The sequence below is a fragment of the Streptomyces turgidiscabies Car8 genome (genome assembly GCF_000331005.1).
Lineage (GTDB): Bacteria > Actinomycetota > Actinomycetes > Streptomycetales > Streptomycetaceae > Streptomyces > Streptomyces turgidiscabies.
Genome location: NZ_AEJB01000618.1, coordinates 21,724 through 38,935, shown reverse-complemented (window position 1 = coordinate 38,935; position 17,212 = coordinate 21,724). Strand labels below are relative to the sequence as shown.

The following is a 17,212-nucleotide window of genomic DNA, read 5'->3' as shown; positions in this document are numbered from 1 at the left end:
CGACGAGCTCCGTCGGGCGTAGTCACGCAGACGGTCCCGTGACTACAGCTTGACGATCATCTTCCCGGTGTTGTCGCCGCGCAGGACCCCGAGGAACGCCTCCAGGTTGTTCTCGATGCCCTCGACGACCGTCTCGCGGTACTTGAGCTGCCCGGACGCCACCCACGGGCCGACCTCGGAGACGAACTCCGGCTGGAGGTCGTACTGGTCGCCGACCAGGAAGCCCTGGATGCGGCCGCGGGTCTGGATCAGACGGGCGAGGTTCCTCGGGCCGGGAGCGGCCTCGGTGTTGTTGTAGCCCGAGATCATCCCACAGACCGCGATACGGCCCCCCTGGTTGAGGGAGCCGATGGCGGCCTCCAGGTGGTCACCGCCCACGTTGTCGAAGTAGACGTCGATCCCGTCCGGGGCGGCCTCGCGCAGTTGGTCGCTGACCTCGCCGTTCTTGTAGTTGAAGGCCGCGTCGAAGCCGTACTCCTCGACGAGCAGCTTGACCTTGTCGTCGGAGCCGGCCGAGCCGATCACCCGCGAGGCGCCCTTGAGCTTGGCGATCTGGCCGACCTGGCTGCCGACGGCACCCGCGGCGCCGGAGACGAAGACCGAGTCACCCTCCTTGAAGGAGGCGACGCGCAGCAGACCGGCGTAGGCCGTGAGGCCGGTCATGCCCAGGACGCCGAGGTACGTCGACAGCGGCGCGGCGTCCGCGTCCACCTTGACGGCGCTCTGCGATGCCACGACCGCATACTCGCGCCAACCGAGGAAGTGCAGGACGTGGTCGCCGACGGCGATGCCCTCGACGTTGGACTCGATGACCTCGCCGACGGCACCGCCCTGCATGACTTCGCCGAGCTCGAAGGGCGCGGCATACGACTTCGCGTCGCTCATGCGGCCCCGCATGTAGGGGTCGACCGAGAGGTACTTGTTCCGGACCAGGACCTGGCCCTCACCGGCGGTCGGAGCCTCCGCCTCGACCAGGGCGAAGTCCTCGGGCTTGGGTACGCCCACCGGGCGGGAGTTGAGGTGCCATTCGCGGTTGATCATGATGCCAGGACCCTTTCCATTTACTTCAGTATCTGAAACAACCATGCCTCTGAATATTTCAGGTTGTCAAGTAACGCGGTATCCTGGAGCGCATGGCCACTCCTGACACGACCCGACCCGACTCGCTGACCATGGAGGTCGTGGAGCTCATCGGCGATGTGGTGGCCCGCTTCCACTCGGAATACGAGGAGGCCGCCGCGGAGCACGCCCTCACCGGGGCGCAGGTACGGCTGCTGAGTCTGCTGTCCCGGGAGCCGCTGCCCATGCGCAAGCTCGCCCAGAAACTGAAGTGCGAGCCGTCGAACGTCACCGGGATCGTGGACCGGCTCGAAGCGCGGGCTCTGGTGGAGCGGCGACCCGACCCTGCGGACCGGCGGGTCAAGGTGGCGGCGGCCACGGACGAGGGGCGCCGGGTGGCACGGGAGCTACGGGAGGGACTGCGCTTCGCGCGCGAGCCGCTGGCCGGGTTGTCACAGGGGGAGCGGGAGTCTCTGCGGGATCTGTTGCGACGGATGGTGGAGGCGTAGGCGGGGGCCCCTGTGTCTTTCGTCAAGCGAGGCGTGGGGTTCTGGGTTCGTGGAAGGTGCCGTCGCGGAGCATCACGAACAGAACGCTGATGCGGTGGCGGGCCAGGCGGAGGAGAGCCTGTGTGTGAATCTTTCCGCGGGCCCGGCATCGGACGGTAGGTGCGGGAGGCGGTGCAGTGCGGCGAACGCGGACAGGGACATCGCGCGTTTGAGCTGCCGGTTGCCGTCGCTGGGCGCGTGTTCGCCGTGGATAGAGGTCCCCGAAGACTTGGTGGTCGGGGCGAGGCCGGCGTAGGAGGCCAGGCGGGCTGCGGCGGGGAAGCTGGTGCCGTCGCCGACGGTGACCAGCAAGGTAACGGCGGTCCTGACCGCGACCCCCGGCATCGAGGACAGGACCGCCGAAAGAGGGTGGGCCTCCGGCAGTTGCCCGATCTGCGTTTCCAGAGTTCGTCGCTGTTCGTCGACGGCCGCGAGCGAGCGGGCCAGTGACCGGATCACGACGTCGAGTGTGCCGGTCCCGGGGACCACGACGGTCTGTTCGTCGAGCGCGTCGAAGATCTCGTCGATCAGCCGCTGGGCGCCATGCGCGGGGCCTTGGGACGGATCACTTCAACCAGCCTGCGACGACCGGCCTTTCGCAATCCGGCCGGGGATCCGTAGCGTTCCAGCAGCCATGCCGGGGCCCGGAGGCCAGCGGTCCCGTTGCGGAACCGCGAAGAAGATGTCGGGGAGCTCGTTGTCGACGCAGGATCAGTTGGTTGTCGTGCCACGCGTTCTGACGAGCCGACAGCCGCTGGACGCTACCCGCGTTCGCAGCCATGTCAGGACAGCCCGGCGTCTGGGCGTCCGCGCCTCCGGGTGCTCGGCCGACAGTGGAACGGACAGCCGAGGCCTACTTGGTCTGTTCACTCACGGCTCTGCCCGATGCCGAGATGCGTCTGACAGTCCCCTCCACCGACGGCACGGTCAGCCGGTGGCTCCGGTGGCTCCGGCAGAATTGGGTCCGCGACTGGTCCGAGTGGAACCCCGCTGCGTGCCAGAGAGTAGCGAGACGAGCCCGACCGATGGCATTGAGTAGCTGTCGTGTTGGGTTGCCTGGAGTGCAACGATGCCTCCAGGCAACCGACTTTCAGGCTCTAGAAGAACCCAAGTTTCTTCGGGCTGTACGACACCAGAAGGTTCTTCGTCTGCTGATAGTGGTCCAGCATCATCTTGTGCGTCTCACGGCCGATCCCGGACTGCTTGTAGCCGCCGAACGCCGCGTGGGCCGGATACGCGTGGTAGCAGTTCGTCCACACCCGGCCCGCCTGGATCGCGCGGCCCGCCCGGTACGCGGTGTTCATGTCCCGGGTCCACACGCCCGCCCCGAGGCCGTACAGCGTGTCGTTGGCGGTTTTGATCGCGTCGTCGAAGTCGTCGAAGGACGTCACGGACACCACCGGTCCGAAGATCTCCTCCTGGAAGATCCGCATCCGGTTGTCACCCTCGAAAATGGTCGGCTGGACGTAGTACCCGCCCTTCAACTCACCGTCGTAGTCGATGCGTTCACCACCCGTGAGGATCCTGGCCCCCTCCTGTCGGCCGATGTCCAGATACGAGAGGATCTTCTCCATCTGGTCGTTGGAGGCCTGCGCGCCGATCATCGTGTCCGTGTCGAGCGGGTGGCCCGGCTTGATGAGCTCGGTACGGGCGACCGCGGCCTGGAGGAAGTCGGCGTAGTTGCCGCGCTGGACGAGTGCACGGGACGGGCAGGTGCACACCTCGCCCTGGTTGAGCGCGAACATGGTGAAGCCTTCGAGCGCCTTGTCGCGGAAGTCGTCGTCCGCCGCCCACACGTCGTCGAAGAAGATGTTCGGCGACTTGCCGCCCAGCTCCAGTGTGACGGGCTTGATGTTCTCCGAGGCGTACTGCATGATCAGCCGCCCCGTCGTGGTCTCACCCGTGAACGCCACCTTCGCCACCCGCGCACTGGACGCGAGCGGCTTGCCCGCCTCCACGCCGAAGCCGTTGATGATGTTCACGACACCCGCCGGCAGCAGGTCCGAGATCAAACTCATCCAGTAGTGCAGGGACGCGGGTGTCTGCTCGGCGGGCTTGATCACGACCGCGTTGCCCGCCGCGAGAGCGGGCGCCAGCTTCCAGACCGCCATCAGGATGGGGAAGTTCCACGGGATGATCTGTGCGACCACCCCGAGCGGTTCATGGAAGTGGTACGCCACCGTGTCGTCGTCGAGTTCGCCGAGCGACCCCTCCTGCGCTCGGATCGCGCCCGCGAAGTAGCGGAAGTGGTCGATGGCGAGCGGGATGTCGGCGGCGAGCGTCTCCCGTACCGGCTTGCCGTTCTCCCAGGTCTCGGCGACCGCCAGTGCTTCGAGGTTCGCCTCCATCCGGTCGGCGATCTTCAACAGGATGTCGGACCGCTGGGTCACGGACGTACGGCCCCAGGCGGGCGCCGCCGCGTGCGCCGCGTCGAGCGCGCGTTCCACGTCCTCGGCGGTGCCCCGCGCGATCTCCGTGAACGGCTGCCCGTTCACGGGACTCGGGTTCTCGAAGTACTGCCCCCGGGCCGGCGGCACGTACTCGCCGCCGATGAAGTGGTCGTAGCGCGCCTGGTAGGAGACGATCGCGCCGGTGGTGCCGGGCGCCGCGTAACGGGTCATGCTGGCCTGCCTCCTTCAGCAGAGCCGCCCGCCGGTGGGCCGCTCTCGCCGCGACGCTAGAACCGGCGAGGTTGCAGACAGGTTGCGCACGGGTGCCTGGCGTGGCATGGGCGGGGGAGCGCAGGAGTGCACCGACGCGTGATGCGTACGGCGGTGCCGTCGCGTGGGCCGGCCGGCGACCCGGAGCCCGCGCGGGCTGTGGGACCTGAGCCCGGGGGACGGGAGCCGGGTATGCCGGTCAGCGCCGGGCGGTCTGCCGCGCCCACCCCCGCGGCGCCGCCTGTTCCGACTCCAGCTCGTTCAGGCGTGCCCGCACGGCCACCGTCGGTCGCACCGCCGCGAGCGCACGCCATACATCGAGGTCGTCCTCGCCCCACGGCGCGTGGACCCAGTCGGCCAGCAGGTCCGGGTCCCGGCGGGCGACGAGCGCGGTGCGCAGACCGTCGGCCAGCCTGCGCCGCAGCCGGGCCACCGCCGGTGCCCTCGAACCGGGCAGCAACGGACCGGCGTACGCCCGCACCGCCGTGGTGACGGCCCCGGTGTCGAGCGCGCGCTCCACGACGGCGATGTCCGACTCGACCGGCAACGTCAGCCGGTACGGGCGCGACGCCAGCAGCCCCGGAGCCAGGACACGGCGCAGCCGGGCCAGTTCGGCGCGCAGCGTCACCGGCGTGACCGACTCGTCCTCGTACAACGCGCACAGCAGCTCGTCCCCGGTCAGCCCCTCCGGATGGCGGGCGAGCAGCACAAGGAGCTCGCTGTGCCGACGGCTGAGCCGCAACGCGCGCCCGGCGGCCAGCAGATGAGCCTCGTCACGGCCCAGCGCGGTCAGTTCGAGCACGTCCGTGGCGGGGCGGGCCGGGGCGAGCAGCGCCAGCTGGGACTCCGCCGCCCGTGCCACCGCCTGCACGAACCCGAGACTGTGCGGATGCGCGAGCCCGTCCCGGCCGGTGATGTCCACGGCACCGAGCACCCGCCCGGTGCGCGGATCGTGCACCGGAGCCGCCGCGCACGTCCATGGCTGCACCTGCCGGATGAAGTGCTCGGCCGCGAACACCTGCACCGGCCGGTCCACGGCGACCGCCGTACCCGGCGCGTTCGTACCGACCGCCGACTCCGACCAGCGCGCCCCCGGTACGAAGTTGATCCGCCCCGCCTGCAGCCTGGTGCTCGGATGCCCCTCCACCCACAGCAGCCTGCCCTGCGCGTCGCACACCGCCAGCAGATGCTCGCCGTCGGCGGCGAAGGTGCCCATGAGTTCCCGGAACAGGGGCATCACCCGGGCCAGCGGATGTTCCGCACGGTAGGCGCCGAGATCACTGTCCAGCAGTTCCACACTCGCGGAGCCGTCCGGCCCCACCCCTGCCCGGGCGGAACGTCTCCAGGAGTCGGCCACCACGGAACGCACCGGCCGGGTCACCGTCCCGCCCTCGGTGAACGTCTCGTGCGCGCGACGCAGCACCCGTCCCCGTTCGACGGGGTCGGCTCCCGGCTCCAGGGCCACCCATGGATCGGTCAACTGGGCCTCCCTGCGGCGATGCGGCTGGTGACATCGTCACTCGGGGGAGGGAAGCGGACAACCGTTTCGACGCGGTCGACCGATCGAGGGCACCACTGTTTCGCTCAGGCGCCGTTGACGAGGCGTAGGTAACGCGTCCAGTCCCAGTCAGGTCCTGGATCGGTGTGATCGGTGCCGGGCACCTCGTAGTGCCCGATGATGTGCGTGCGGTCCTTCGGTATGCCGTAGCGGGCGCAGACCGTCGCGGTGAGCCTCGCCGACTGCTCGTAAAGGGCGTCCGTGAAACAGCCGGGCCGCTCCACCCACCCTTCGTGTTCGATGCCGATGCTGCGCAGATTGTGGTTCCAGTCGCCCGCGTGCCAGGCGATGTCCTGCTCCCGCACGCACTGCGCCACGTGTCCGTCGCCGGACCGCACGACGTAGTGCGCGGACACCTTCTTCAGCGGGTGCTGGAAGACGGCCAGGGTCGTGGAGTAGGACGCCTGGGTGACATGGATGACGACCAGGTCGGGAAGCAGGGTCAACGGGCGGTGCGACGCCGTGTAGTTGGCGGTGGTCGCAGGCTCCCACGTGGCCGACGGGTAGTCGGGGGACGGGGGCTGGGCGCCGACCCGGGGCGCGGGCAGCAGGGCGTAGGGGCCGGCGGCGAGCGCGGCGCTCTTCAACAGCCGCCGTCTGCTGGGGAACGCCCTGGTCCGCTCCATCCGTGAATGGCCTTTCGACGAAGGTGAGGAAGGTGAGCAAGGTGAAGAAAGGTGGTGCGTACTGGTTGAAGGACTCGCCGGTGTGATTGGGGGTTGCGGATGCCGGGAAGGTCGCCGCTCAGCCCCGCCCCGCCACCGCCCCCGGGTCGTCCAGCACCGCCCGCACCACCGAGTGCGCGGCGCCCAGCAGCGGGCCCTCGGGTCCCAGCCGCGACACCGTCACCGCACAGGCGGGTCCCGCCGTACGCCGGTCCAGTTCCGCCTCCAGCGCCGGCAGCAGCCACGGCGCGAGCCCGGACAGCGCGCCGCCCAGGACGACGGTCTCCGGGTCCAGCAGATTGACCGCCCCGGTCAGCGCGATACCGAGTGCCGTGCCGGCCCCGTCCAGGGCTCGCCGTACGGCCGGGTCGCCCTGAGCGGCGCGCTCCGCGAGCAGCCCGACGCGGTCCTCGCCCGACTCGACGCCCGCCGCCCGCAGGACCGCCTCCTCACCCGCGTACTGCTCCAGACACCCGCGACCACCGCACGCGCACTCCGGCCCCTCGGGACGCACCGGCACATGCCCCAGCTCGCCGGCGAATCCGCGCGTTCCGCGCAGCAGCCGCCCGTCCACGACCACCGCCGCGCCGATACCGATCTCGGCCGACACATGCAGGAAGTCCGGCGGAGTGCCGTCTCCGAGCCAGAGTTCCGCCAGCGCGCCGAGGTTGGCCTCGTTGTCCACCGTCAACGGGAGGTCGACGGGAAGCAGCGCGCCGAGGTCGGTGTCGTGCCAGTCGAGGTTCGGGGCTCGGACGACGGTGCGCCCGTCGCGGGCCACGAGCCCCGGTACGGCGACCGCGAGCCCGGCCGGCCACAGTCCCTCGCGCTCCGCTTCGGCGATGACCTTCCGCACCAGACCGGTCAGTTCCGTGATCACCGGTTCGGGTGAGCGTCCGCGGTTGGCGCCGTGACGAACGGCGCGCGCCCGGACCACGCCCCGCAGGTCGACCGCGCAGACCGCCAGATGGTCGACACCGACCTCCGCGCCGATCCCGGCCGGACCGCGCCCGCTCACGGCGAGCGCCGACCCGGGGCGCCCGACCCGGCCGGGACGCTCGGGACCCAGCTCTTCGAGCAGCCCCGAGCGGATGAGCTCGTCCACCAGCGTCGACACCGCCGCCCGGGTGAGCCCGATGCGTGAGGCGACCCCCGCGCGCGAGAGCGGCCCCTCGGCGCTGACGGTGTGCATCACCCGCGCGAGATTGCGGCGGCGCATGCCCTGCTGGGTGTCGGGCAGCCGGGCGCCCGTGCCGGGCGGACGGGCCTCGTGCAGCGGTGCGCTCATGCCTCCGTCAGTCCTCGGTCGGTGTCCGTGAGCCGACGTTCACGGACGGGCGTACGTCGGCACTGGGAAGGCAGGCCCTCTCGGGCCGTCACTCGGCGTCCGTCCCCCGCTCCAGCAGCGGCGATGCGTCGGAGAGTACCCCGGCGATCCGGTCCAGCGTCGCCTGGTCCCGCTCCACCGCGTCCAGCACCGGCCCCCGGGCCGTGTCCCAGCGGCGGGCGACCGCGGCCGGGTCCTCGCCGGTCAGCAGGCCCGCCGCCTGCGCCGCGGCGCCGAGCGCGACGAGTTCCCTGGCCTCGGGCACCTGGACGGGCCGCCCGGACAGCCGGCGTACGGTCTGCTGCCAGGCCGTACCGCGTGCGCCGCCGCCGATCAGCAGCAGGGGCGCCGAACGGTCCGCCTCCGTGTCGAGCACCAGATCGAGGGCGCCGAGCAGCGAGTGCACCGCCCCGTCGTACGCGGCCTGGAGGAGCTGTCCGCCGGTCGTGTCGTGCCGCAGCCCGTGCAGCAGTCCCGAGGCGCCCGGCAGGTTCGGGGTGCGCTCGCCGTCCAGGTAGGGCAGGAGCGTGACGCCCGTACCGGGTTCGACGGCCTCACGGTCCAGGCCGAGCAGTGCCGCGACGCGGTCGACGGCGAGCGTGCAGTTGAGGGTGCAGGCCAGCGGGAGCCAGTCGCCGCGTGCGTCGGCGAATCCCGCCACGGTGCCCGTGGGGTCGGCGGGCCGGTGCGTCGAGACCGCGTACACCGTGCCGGACGTGCCGAGGCTCAGCACCGGAGTGCCGGGGCGCAGCCCGAGGCCCATGGCGGCGGCGGCGTTGTCCCCGGTGCCCGCCGCGACCAGGGTGCCCTTGGAGAAGGGCAGGTCGTGGCCGTCGCGAACGGTTCCCGCCACCTCGCCGGGCCGGACCACCCGGGGCAGCAGCGCGGGGTCGAGCCCCACGTGCGCCAGCACCTCCGCGTCGTACGCCTCCGTCCCCGACGCCCACCAGCCGGTGCCGGAGACATCGCCGCGGTCCGTGGTGCCCTGGCCGGTGAGACGCTCGGTGAGGTAGTCGTGGGGGAGGCGCACGGCCTTGGTGGCGCGCACCGCCTCCGGCTCGTGCTCCGCCAGCCAGGCCCACTTCGTGACCGTGAAGGAGGCGCCGGGAACGCTTCCGGTGCGCTCCGCCCAGGTCTTCGCGCCGCCCAGTTCCCCGACCAGCCGGCGGGCCTGGGGCGCGGAGCGTACGTCGTTCCACAGCAGCGCCGGACGGACCGGCTCGCCGTGCGCGTCCAGGGTGACGAGCCCGTGCTGCTGGCCGCCGATCGACACGGCGGCGGCCTCGCGGGCCGCGTCACCGCATTGGCTCAGTGCCTCGCACAGGGCGTCCCACCACTGCCGCGGATCGCTCTCGCGGCCCGCTCCGGTGGTGACGGTGTGCGGTGCCTGGCCGCTCGCCACCACCCGCCCGGTGGCCGCGTCGACGACCAGCGCCTTGGTGGACTGGGTCGACGTGTCCACGCCGACAACGAGCGGACCCTCGGCTGCTGACATCGAGCTCTCCCTCTTCCGCGGCTCCGCGGGATCTGGCCTGGCGTTTTCCGGTGACCGTCCGGGTCGCGGGGACCCGTTTCCACCATCAGTCTCTGCTCAGGGACAGGTTGTCTCTTCCCAGAGATGCTTCCGCATACTAATTTGTAAACCGCCATGACGAAATAGTCGGAGCAAACGCAAGGAGCCGCGGCATGAACTACCAGCCCACCCCCGAGGACAGGTTCACCTTCGGACTTTGGACCGTCGGCTGGCAGGGACGGGACCCGTTCGGCGACGCCACCCGCCGTGCGCTCGACCCGGTCGAGACGGTGCAGCGCCTGTCCGAGCTCGGTGCTCACGGAGTGACCTTCCACGACGACGACCTGATCCCCTTCGGGTCCTCGGACACCGAGCGCGAGTCGCACATCAAGCGCTTCCGCCAGGCCCTCGACGCGACCGGTATGCGCGTACCGATGGCCACCACCAACCTCTTCACGCACCCCGTCTTCAAGGACGGCGCGTTCACCGCGAACGACCGTGAGGTGCGCCGCTACGCGCTGCGCAAGACGATCCGCAACATCGACCTCGCGGTCGAACTCGGCGCGGAGACCTACGTCGCCTGGGGCGGCCGGGAAGGCGCCGAGTCCGGCGCCGCCAAGGACGTACGCGTCGCCCTGGACCGCATGAAGGAGGCCTTCGACCTTCTCGGCGAGTACGTGATCGCCCAGGGCTACGACCTGAAGTTCGCGATCGAGCCCAAGCCGAACGAGCCGCGCGGCGACATCCTCCTGCCGACGGTCGGCCACGCCCTGGCCTTCATCGAGCGCCTGGAGCGCCCGGAGATGTACGGCGTCAACCCCGAGGTCGGCCACGAGCAGATGGCTGGGCTGAACTTCCCGCACGGCATCGCCCAGGCACTGTGGGCGGGCAAGCTCTTCCACATCGACCTCAACGGCCAGTCCGGCATCAAGTACGACCAGGACCTGCGCTTCGGCGCCGGCGACCTGCGTGCCGCCTTCTGGCTGGTCGACCTCCTGGAGAGCGCCGGTTACGCGGGCCCGAAGCACTTCGACTTCAAGCCCCCGAGGACCGAGGACCTCGACGGCGTGTGGGCTTCGGCGGCCGGCTGTATGCGCAACTACCTGATCCTCAAGGAGCGCGCCGCCGCCTTCCGTGCCGACCCTGAGGTCCAGGCGGCCCTGCGCGCCTCGCGGCTGGACGAGCTGGCGCAGCAGACGGCTGCGGACGGTCTCCAGGGCCTGCTCGCGGACCGCTCGGCGTTCGAGGAGTTCGACGTGGACGCCACGGCCGCGCGCGGGATGGCCTTCGAGCAGCTCGACCAGCTGGCCATGGACCATCTGCTGGGTGCGCGAGGCTGAGTCCGAGTCGCGTGCCGGGGACCCCGTCTTCTGATGTCTTCTGACAGGGTCCCCGCTCGCCAGCACGTACATCTGTGCTCAGACGGGTCTCCTGTGACCGGTCCCGGCTCGGATTGCTCCGGAACCATGCGGTCCATGGCATGAGTCCGTATCAACTTCCGTGCGGGGGTCGCGTGCTGACCGGTTCGCGGCGACTCTTGACGGTATGGCCATGCCGCCCGTACCGCCTCGACCGCCCGGTCCGCCGGGGGACAGTCCGCCTCCGGGCGGGGGTTTCGGCCCGCCTCCCGGAGGCTTCGGCCCGCCCTCCGGGGGGAGTTACGAGAGCGGGGGCGACCAGGGCGACCAGGGCGACCAGGGCGGACACCGCGGACCCGGCCGGAGCCCGAGTCCTCTTTTCATCCTGCTCGCCGCCGTGATCGTGGTCGCCGTCGTCGTCGCCGTGGTGCTCATGATGTCCGGAGGCGACAGCACTCCGGACAAGAACCCGCCCGAGAGCAGCCGCAGTTCGAGCCGCACCCCCGAGCCGTCGTTCAGTGTCCCGACAGCACTGCCCACCAAACTCCCCACCCGGCTGCCCACGTTGCCGTCAGGGCTCCCCACCGACCTTCCGTCCGGCTTCCCGACGGATCTGCCGAGCGAGTTCCCGAGTGATCTGGAGTCGCTCGTTCCGCTGTCCGGCGACGCGGCGGCGGACTAGATCGAGGCCGTCTCCATCGAGGCGAGAGCGGTCGCCGGGTCCTGAGCCGGTCGTCCGGCCGGCTCCCATTGGCCGCCGCGCTTCCGGTACGGCCACCAGCGGCCGTCACGCCCCAGGCGCAACTGGCCCTCGGCACCGACCACCGTCCACCGGTTGCGCGCCGCCCGCAGTGTCGGCCGCTCGTCCTCGTCCCAGGCCGAGTCGATCGCGGCACGCGCGCGGGCGAGTTGTTCGCCCTCGACCGTCCACTCCTCCTCCAGGACCGCCAGGGCCGCCGCGCCGCCGACCCGCCAGGCGTGAACGGCCGACGCCAACTGCTCCCGGCTGCGCCCCGACCCCTCGGCGAGGCGGTCCGCGATCTCCGGGGGACTGCTCACGGCCAGTCGCACCGCGTCCTGACTCAGCGTCAACTCCATTTCCAGCGGCCGCCGTTCATGACCATCCCCCAGTGCCCCGGCGAGCAGCCGATGTGCCTCTACGGCCGTCCGCGCGGCCAGGAACTCCAGCGCGCCGGGGTCCACCCCGGGCGCGGGCGGGGTGTCGGTGTCCAGGGCCGGTGGTGTCCCGGGCGTCCCGGGCAGCGGGGGCAGGGCAGGCAGCGCGGGGAGGATGCTCCCGGCCGCGTACGCCTCGGCCCCGTCCACGCCCTGTGGCCCGTCGGGCACCTCGGCGGGTATGGCGCCGCGGCTCTGGACGTCGTCCAGCAGGGCGCGTTCGCCGCGTCCCCGCATCAGCAGCAGGACGAAGGGATCCTGGTCCAGCAGGCGCGCCACCTGGTAGCAGAGGGCGGCCGTGTGACCGCAGTGGTCCCAGGCGTCGCAGTCGCACTGCGGCTCCAGATCACCCATGCCGGGCAGGAGTTCGACCCCGGCGGCAGCGGAGTCCTCCACCAGTTGCGACGGCATTTCCCGGTCGAGCAGGGCCGCGATGTGGCCGGCCCGCTCGACCGCCATGTCCAGGAAGCGGTCCCACTGTTCGGCGGACAGCTCCTGCAGCAGGACGTCGGACCGGTGCGCGGTGCGGTCGCGGTCGAGGACGACGGCGGTGATACGCCCCGGGCGCACCGAGACGGCACCCACGGCTCCCGCACGGGCGAGCCGTCGGCCCACCCGCACCTGTTCGGAGTCCAACGCCGCGTCCTCCAGCGACTTCAGCCACGCGCGCCCCCACCACGTCTCCGCGAAACCGCGCCCAGGCGGGGGAGGCAGCGCGGCGAACGTACGTTCAAGGTCGGGGTCCGCTGCGGCGCTTCCGTACGCCTCCCCGCCGTGTTCACCCTCGTACTCGTCACCGCCGAGCTGACTCATCACGCCCCCTCTCGCAGCCGCACCAGATCGGCCAGTTCCGTGTCCGTGAGTTCCGTGAGCGCCGCCTCACCCGAGCCGAGCACCGCGTCGGCCAGCGCCCGCTTGCGGTCCAGCATCTCGGCGATACGGTCCTCGACCGTGCCCTCGGCGATCAGGCGGTGCACCTGTACGGGACGGTTCTGGCCGATGCGGTACGCACGGTCCGTCGCCTGGGCCTCGACCGCCGGGTTCCACCAGCGGTCGTAGTGCACGACGTGCTCGGCCCTGGTCAGGTTCAGGCCCGTGCCGGCGGCCTTCAGCGACAGCAGGAAAACGGGTACCTCGCCTTCCTGGAAACGTTCCACCATCGCCTCGCGTTCCGCGACGGGCGTGCCGCCGTGGAGGAACTGCGAGGGCACCCCGCGTGCGGCCAGATGCCGTTCCAGCAGCCGTGCCATCTGCACGTACTGGGTGAAGACCAGAACGCTCGCTCCCTCGGAGAGGATGGTGCCGAGCAGTTCGTCCAGGAGTTCCAGCTTTCCGGAGCGTCCCGCGATCTTCGGGCGGTCCTCCTTGAGGAACTGCGCCGGATGGTTGCAGATCTGCTTCAGGCCGGTCAGCAGCTTCATGATCAGCCCACGTCGGGCCATGCTGCCGGCGCCGGAGATCTCCGCGAGCGTCTCCCGCACCACCGCCTCGTACAGCCCTGCCTGCTCCTTGGTGAGCGACACGGCACGGTCGGTCTCCGTCTTCGGCGGCAGCTCGGGTGCGATGCCGGGGTCCGACTTGTGCCGCCGCAGGAGGAACGGGCGTACGAGGCGGGCCAGACGCTGGGCGGCGGCCGGGTCCTGACCGCCCTCGACGGACTGCGCGTACCGCGAGCGGAAGGTGCCGAGCGGACCCAGCAGTCCCGGGGTCGTCCAGTCGAGGATCGCCCACAGTTCCGACAGGTTGTTCTCCACCGGGGTGCCGGTGAGCGCCACGCGTGCGCGTGCACCGATGGAACGCAGCTCCCGCGCCGTGTCCGAGTACGGGTTCTTGACGTGCTGGGCCTCGTCCGCCACGACCAGGCCCCACGGCACCTCGGCCAGCCGCGGCGCGTCCATGCGCATCGTCCCGTACGTGGTGAGCACGAACTCGCCGTCGACCAGGGACTCCAGGCCGCGCCGCGCCCCGTGGAAGCGGCGTACGGGCGTCCCGGGGGCGAACCGCTCGATCTCGCGCTGCCAGTTGCCCATCAGGGACGTCGGGCAGACGACGAGGGTGGGCCCGGCGGCCGACCGGTCCGTCTGCCGGTGAAGATGGAGCGCGATCAGTGTGATCGTCTTGCCAAGGCCCATGTCGTCGGCCAGACAGCACCCGAGACCCAAGGACGTCATCCTGGCCAGCCAGTTCAGGCCCCGCAGCTGATAGTCGCGCAGTGTGGCGTCGAGCGCGGCCGGCTGGCCGACCGGTTCCTGCGCCTCCGGGGCCGAGATGCGGTCCCGCAAGGTCGCCAGCCATCCGGTGGGCCGTACCTCGACCGTGCGGCCGTCGACCTCCGTGGAGCCCGTCAGGGCGGCGCTGAGGGCGTCGACAGGCGTGACCTTGCGGTCCTGCTGCGCGTGGGCGCGGCGGACCTCCTGGGGGTCGACGAGGACCCACTGGTCGCGCAGCCGGACCACGGGTCGGTTCGCCTCGGCGAGACGGTCCAGTTCCTCGCGTGTGAGCTGCTGGTCGCCCAGGGCGAACCGCCAGTTGAAGCCGAGCAGTGCGTCGGCGGACAGGAACGACGGAGTGTCCGCCGCGACTCTCCCGGGGCCCGTGTCCTCGTCGGGCGGTCCGATGACCGCGCGGGCGGTCAGTTTGCGGGCCAGCTCCTTGGGCCAGTGCACCTCCACCCCGGCGACGGACAGGGCGCGGGTGCCTTCCGCGAGCAACTCGGTGATCTCTTCGTCGGCCAGCTCGACGGCGTCCGGCACGGTCGCGGAGAGCAGCGGCGCGAGCGGCGGCCAGGTCCGGGCCGCGCGGCGCAGCGCGAGCAGGACGTCCATCCGCGCGCGCGGGCCGAAGGGGCGGCCGGGTGCGCCGGCCGAAGCCCACACCTCGGCCGCGTCCGCGACCAGCCCGGGTTCGCTCACACTGTGCACCTGGAGCACGGCACGGAACCGCAGGGCCGTCTCGTCCGGCCCTGCCGACGCCAGCCCAGGCACCTCCACCCTCAGCGAGATCCGCACCCCCGCGTCGTGCCCGGCGGCGACCTCGGCGGCCCACGCGCGCTGTTCCGGCATCTGCCGCGGTTCCCGCACCGCGTAGGCGGCCCCGCCCGCGGCGAGGGACGCGGCGGGGGAGCGGGGCAGCGCGTCGGCCACGGCGTCCAGAAACGCCCGCAGCAGCAGCTCGGGGTCGGGCAGCCGTGGCGGCTCCGCGCCCTCCAACGGCACGGCATGCGCCTCCGGCGGCATGGCGGCGGCGAGTTCGCGAACGCGTTCCACGTCCGCCGCGCCGAGCGGTCCGGCCCGCCAGGCGTCGTGGTCCGCCGCGGAGAGGCCGGGCAGCAGCAGTCCGCGCGCGGCCAGTTGCAGGGCGACAACGGCGGCCGTACCCCAGAACGCCGTCGCCCTGTGCGCCTGCGCGGCGCCGCGCGCCCGCGTGAGAACAGGCAGCGCCGCACGCACCGGGAGCAGGACGGCGGTCACCTGTGTCCGCTCGACACCCCGGTCGCCGGCCAGGATCACGGTCAGGTCGTCTACGGCTCCCGCGGACACGGTGGGCGGGGCGGCGCCGTCGGGCCGCCAGAACGCCACCCGGCCCTCGCGGGCCGGATCGCCGGGTACGAACACGGCACAGCAGCCGGCCAGTTCGGAGATCTCGGACGGTGTCGCCGCTGGGATCCTCTGCACAGTGATGGGCATTCCTCAAATTTGACTACTGGGGGTACGCGTCGCCGAGGGTACAGCACCCCGGGTGGTTGTGTTCGCCGCGTTTTCGGCCGTGCGCGGAGTCATCCGGCCCCTGGGGTGTCCTCAACCCCCGGGTGGCAGCGGGGGTTTCCCCTCCGGGAGACGGGTGGTGGCGTCATGGTCGCCAGGGGTGCCCATTTCGTACGTTTCCTCAGGTCAGCCCGATCCTCGCAGAGACCCGGAGACCGCCATGCCCCAGACCGCCGTCCGCGCCGCCGAACCTCCGGGCATCTACGCCGCGCAGTCCACCGGCAGCGAGTTCGCGCCCCTCCTGCGCACCGTCAAGGGGCAGGGACTTCTGGAACGGCGGCACACCTGGTACGCCCTCGGGATCGCCGGCAACATGCTCGCCCTGGCCGGCATCGGCACCGGCATCGTGCTGATCGGCAGCTCCTGGTGGGTTCTGCTCCTCGCCCCGCCGTTCGCCGTGTTCTGCGCCCGCACGGCCTTCATAGGCCACGACGCGGGCCACGCCCAGATCACCGGCAACAGGGCCGTCAGCCGGGCGATCGGCCTGATCCACGCCGACCTGCTGCTGGGGATGAGCTACTCCTGGTGGATCGACAAGCACAACCGCCACCACGCCAACCCCAACCACATCGAGAAGGATCCCGACGTCGTCGCCGACGTCCTGGTGTTCACCGGTGAACAGGCACGGCATCGCACCGGCTTCCGGGGCTGGCTGACCCGTCATCAGGCCTGGCTCTTCTTCCCCCTCACGCTCCTTGAGGGCATCGCTCTGAAGATCACCGGCTTCCGGTACCTGCGCCTGCAGGCGCCCCGGGAACGGGCCGTCGAGGCAGTGCTCCTGGTGACCCATGTCCTCGCCTACGCGACGCTGCTGCTGACCTCCCTCTCGCTCGGCCAGGCGCTCGCCTTCGCCGCCCTCCACCAGGCGTTGTTCGGCCTCCACCTGGGCATGGCCTTCGCGCCGAACCACAAGGGCATGGAGATGCCCGACCCGCAAGGCGAGCGCTGGGGCCATCTGCGCCGTCAGGTACTCACCTCCCGCAACGTCCGTGGCGGCGCCCTGACCGACTGGTTCCTCGGCGGCCTCAACTACCAGGTCGAGCACCATCTCTTCCCGAGCATGGCCCGCCCCCATCTGCGGCTCGCCCAGCCGACGGTGCGCGCCTACTGCCGTGAGGTGGGTATGCCCTATACGGAGACAGGGCTCGTCGACTCGTACCGGCAGGCCCTGCGGCACATGTACGAGGTGGGAGAGCCCCTCAGGGGCGAGTAGGGGTCACATCTCAGGGACGTCTCAGGGTCGGCTCCGGAACCGTGGGAGGCACGGGCCCGTTTTTCAGAGCAGAGAGCGGCACTGGCCGCGAAGGAGGCGACACTCATGTCGAGGAACGCGAAGATCGCCGCAGGGGGCGTGGCAGTCGGGATCATCCTGATGTTCTGGCTGCCGTGGTGGGCCGCGCTGCTGATAGTGCTGGGAGTCCCGGCAGCCGCCTATCTCACGCTGGACCCCGCACAGCGGCGCAGGCTGCGCCGTGTCTCACGCAAGGAGATCGGCCACTGAGGGGGCACCGTTCGATGTTCCGCGCCCACTGCCGCTGACACCCCGCGGGGCGGCGAAAGCGCCTGGCGTGGCGACGCCGCCCG

The 17,212-nt window shown here is 71.3% G+C and carries 13 protein-coding genes and 1 pseudogene; 5 read left to right on the top strand and 9 right to left on the bottom strand.

All coding sequences use genetic code 11. The annotated features are described in order from the left end of the window. Positions 1-42: 42 nt before the first annotated feature. A complete protein-coding gene (locus STRTUCAR8_RS42915; RefSeq protein WP_044473862.1) occupies positions 43-1,041 on the bottom strand; it encodes an NADP-dependent oxidoreductase in 999 nt (332 codons plus the stop codon). Between the two features lie 92 nt (positions 1,042-1,133). On the opposite strand from STRTUCAR8_RS42915, the gene STRTUCAR8_RS42910 reads away from it, so the two are divergent. Next, positions 1,134-1,568 (top strand): MarR family winged helix-turn-helix transcriptional regulator, encoded by a 435-nt coding sequence (locus STRTUCAR8_RS42910; protein ID WP_006382677.1) that lies wholly within the window; start codon positions 1,134-1,136, stop codon positions 1,566-1,568. A gap of 22 nt (positions 1,569-1,590) precedes the next feature. On the opposite strand, the pseudogene STRTUCAR8_RS42905 reads toward STRTUCAR8_RS42910, so the two are convergent. The 6 genes and pseudogenes from STRTUCAR8_RS42905 to xylB all read right to left on the bottom strand — a co-directional run. Then, positions 1,591-2,254 (bottom strand): annotated as a pseudogene (locus tag STRTUCAR8_RS42905) (transposase); the annotation flags it as partial. Positions 2,255-2,704: 450 nt separating this feature from the next. Further along, positions 2,705-4,228 carry an acetaldehyde dehydrogenase ExaC gene (gene exaC / locus STRTUCAR8_RS42900; RefSeq protein ID WP_006382697.1) on the bottom strand — a complete coding sequence of 508 codons (1,524 nt, stop codon included), beginning with the start codon at positions 4,226-4,228 and terminating at the stop codon, positions 2,705-2,707. A 238-nt stretch (positions 4,229-4,466) separates the two neighbouring features. Further along, the gene (locus STRTUCAR8_RS42895; protein ID WP_006382702.1) at positions 4,467-5,747 is read right to left on the bottom strand and encodes a GAF domain-containing protein; all 1,281 of its coding nucleotides are present in this window, start codon (positions 5,745-5,747) and stop codon (positions 4,467-4,469) included. Positions 5,748-5,851: 104 nt separating this feature from the next. Then, complete coding sequence (locus tag STRTUCAR8_RS42890) at positions 5,852-6,451, bottom strand: N-acetylmuramoyl-L-alanine amidase (RefSeq protein ID WP_006382672.1); 600 nt, start codon at positions 6,449-6,451, stop codon at positions 5,852-5,854. A gap of 118 nt (positions 6,452-6,569) precedes the next feature. Further along, a complete protein-coding gene (locus STRTUCAR8_RS42885) occupies positions 6,570-7,778 on the bottom strand; it encodes an ROK family transcriptional regulator (protein WP_006382699.1) in 1,209 nt (402 codons plus the stop codon). Between the two features lie 88 nt (positions 7,779-7,866). Continuing rightward, positions 7,867-9,312, bottom strand: a complete 1,446-nt coding sequence (xylB, locus tag STRTUCAR8_RS42880) for a xylulokinase (RefSeq protein WP_006382682.1) — start codon at positions 9,310-9,312, stop codon at positions 7,867-7,869. Between the two features lie 191 nt (positions 9,313-9,503). Between xylB and xylA the strand changes: the two genes are divergently transcribed. Continuing rightward, positions 9,504-10,670, top strand: coding sequence for a xylose isomerase (gene xylA, locus STRTUCAR8_RS42875; protein WP_006382704.1), 1,167 nt, complete (start codon positions 9,504-9,506; stop codon positions 10,668-10,670). A gap of 205 nt (positions 10,671-10,875) precedes the next feature. Then, on the top strand, positions 10,876-11,370 hold the full coding sequence (locus tag STRTUCAR8_RS54900) for a hypothetical protein (RefSeq protein WP_234372575.1): 495 nt from the start codon (positions 10,876-10,878) through the stop codon (positions 11,368-11,370). Here the strand turns inward: STRTUCAR8_RS54900 and STRTUCAR8_RS42865 are convergent. Together STRTUCAR8_RS42865 and STRTUCAR8_RS42860 are read right to left on the bottom strand one after the other, a co-directional pair. Continuing rightward, positions 11,367-12,677, bottom strand: coding sequence for an SWF or SNF family helicase (locus STRTUCAR8_RS42865; RefSeq protein ID WP_234372576.1), 1,311 nt, complete (start codon positions 12,675-12,677; stop codon positions 11,367-11,369). The genes STRTUCAR8_RS54900 and STRTUCAR8_RS42865 overlap by 4 nt on opposite strands. Next, positions 12,677-15,538 carry a DEAD/DEAH box helicase gene (locus STRTUCAR8_RS42860; RefSeq protein WP_006382695.1) on the bottom strand — a complete coding sequence of 954 codons (2,862 nt, stop codon included), beginning with the start codon at positions 15,536-15,538 and terminating at the stop codon, positions 12,677-12,679. Before STRTUCAR8_RS42860 ends, STRTUCAR8_RS42865 begins: the two co-directional genes overlap by 1 nt. 250 nt (positions 15,539-15,788) lie before the next feature. Here STRTUCAR8_RS42860 and STRTUCAR8_RS42855 point away from each other — a divergent pair, with 250 nt between their 5' ends. Both STRTUCAR8_RS42855 and STRTUCAR8_RS42850 read left to right on the top strand, forming a co-directional pair. After that, entirely contained in the window at positions 15,789-16,841 is a 1,053-nt protein-coding gene (locus tag STRTUCAR8_RS42855) for a fatty acid desaturase family protein (RefSeq protein ID WP_006382685.1), read from the top strand. A 105-nt stretch (positions 16,842-16,946) separates the two neighbouring features. Then, a complete protein-coding gene (locus STRTUCAR8_RS42850) occupies positions 16,947-17,129 on the top strand; it encodes a hypothetical protein (RefSeq protein ID WP_006382673.1) in 183 nt (60 codons plus the stop codon). Positions 17,130-17,212: the final 83 nt, after the last annotated feature.

Coding starts and splice junctions, on each gene's coding strand:
- STRTUCAR8_RS42915 (WP_044473862.1), bottom strand. CDS start 1,041: ATGATCAACCGCGAATGGCACCTCAACTCCCGCCCGGTGGGCGTACCC.
- STRTUCAR8_RS42885 (WP_006382699.1), bottom strand. CDS start 7,778: ATGAGCGCACCGCTGCACGAGGCCCGTCCGCCCGGCACGGGCGCCCGG.
- STRTUCAR8_RS54900 (WP_234372575.1), top strand. CDS start 10,876: ATGGCCATGCCGCCCGTACCGCCTCGACCGCCCGGTCCGCCGGGGGAC.
- STRTUCAR8_RS42865 (WP_234372576.1), bottom strand. CDS start 12,677: ATGAGTCAGCTCGGCGGTGACGAGTACGAGGGTGAACACGGCGGGGAG.
- STRTUCAR8_RS42890 (WP_006382672.1), bottom strand. CDS start 6,451: ATGGAGCGGACCAGGGCGTTCCCCAGCAGACGGCGGCTGTTGAAGAGC.
- exaC (WP_006382697.1), bottom strand. CDS start 4,228: ATGACCCGTTACGCGGCGCCCGGCACCACCGGCGCGATCGTCTCCTAC.
- STRTUCAR8_RS42855 (WP_006382685.1), top strand. CDS start 15,789: ATGCCCCAGACCGCCGTCCGCGCCGCCGAACCTCCGGGCATCTACGCC.
- STRTUCAR8_RS42850 (WP_006382673.1), top strand. CDS start 16,947: ATGTCGAGGAACGCGAAGATCGCCGCAGGGGGCGTGGCAGTCGGGATC.
- xylA (WP_006382704.1), top strand. CDS start 9,504: ATGAACTACCAGCCCACCCCCGAGGACAGGTTCACCTTCGGACTTTGG.
- STRTUCAR8_RS42910 (WP_006382677.1), top strand. CDS start 1,134: ATGGCCACTCCTGACACGACCCGACCCGACTCGCTGACCATGGAGGTC.
- xylB (WP_006382682.1), bottom strand. CDS start 9,312: ATGTCAGCAGCCGAGGGTCCGCTCGTTGTCGGCGTGGACACGTCGACC.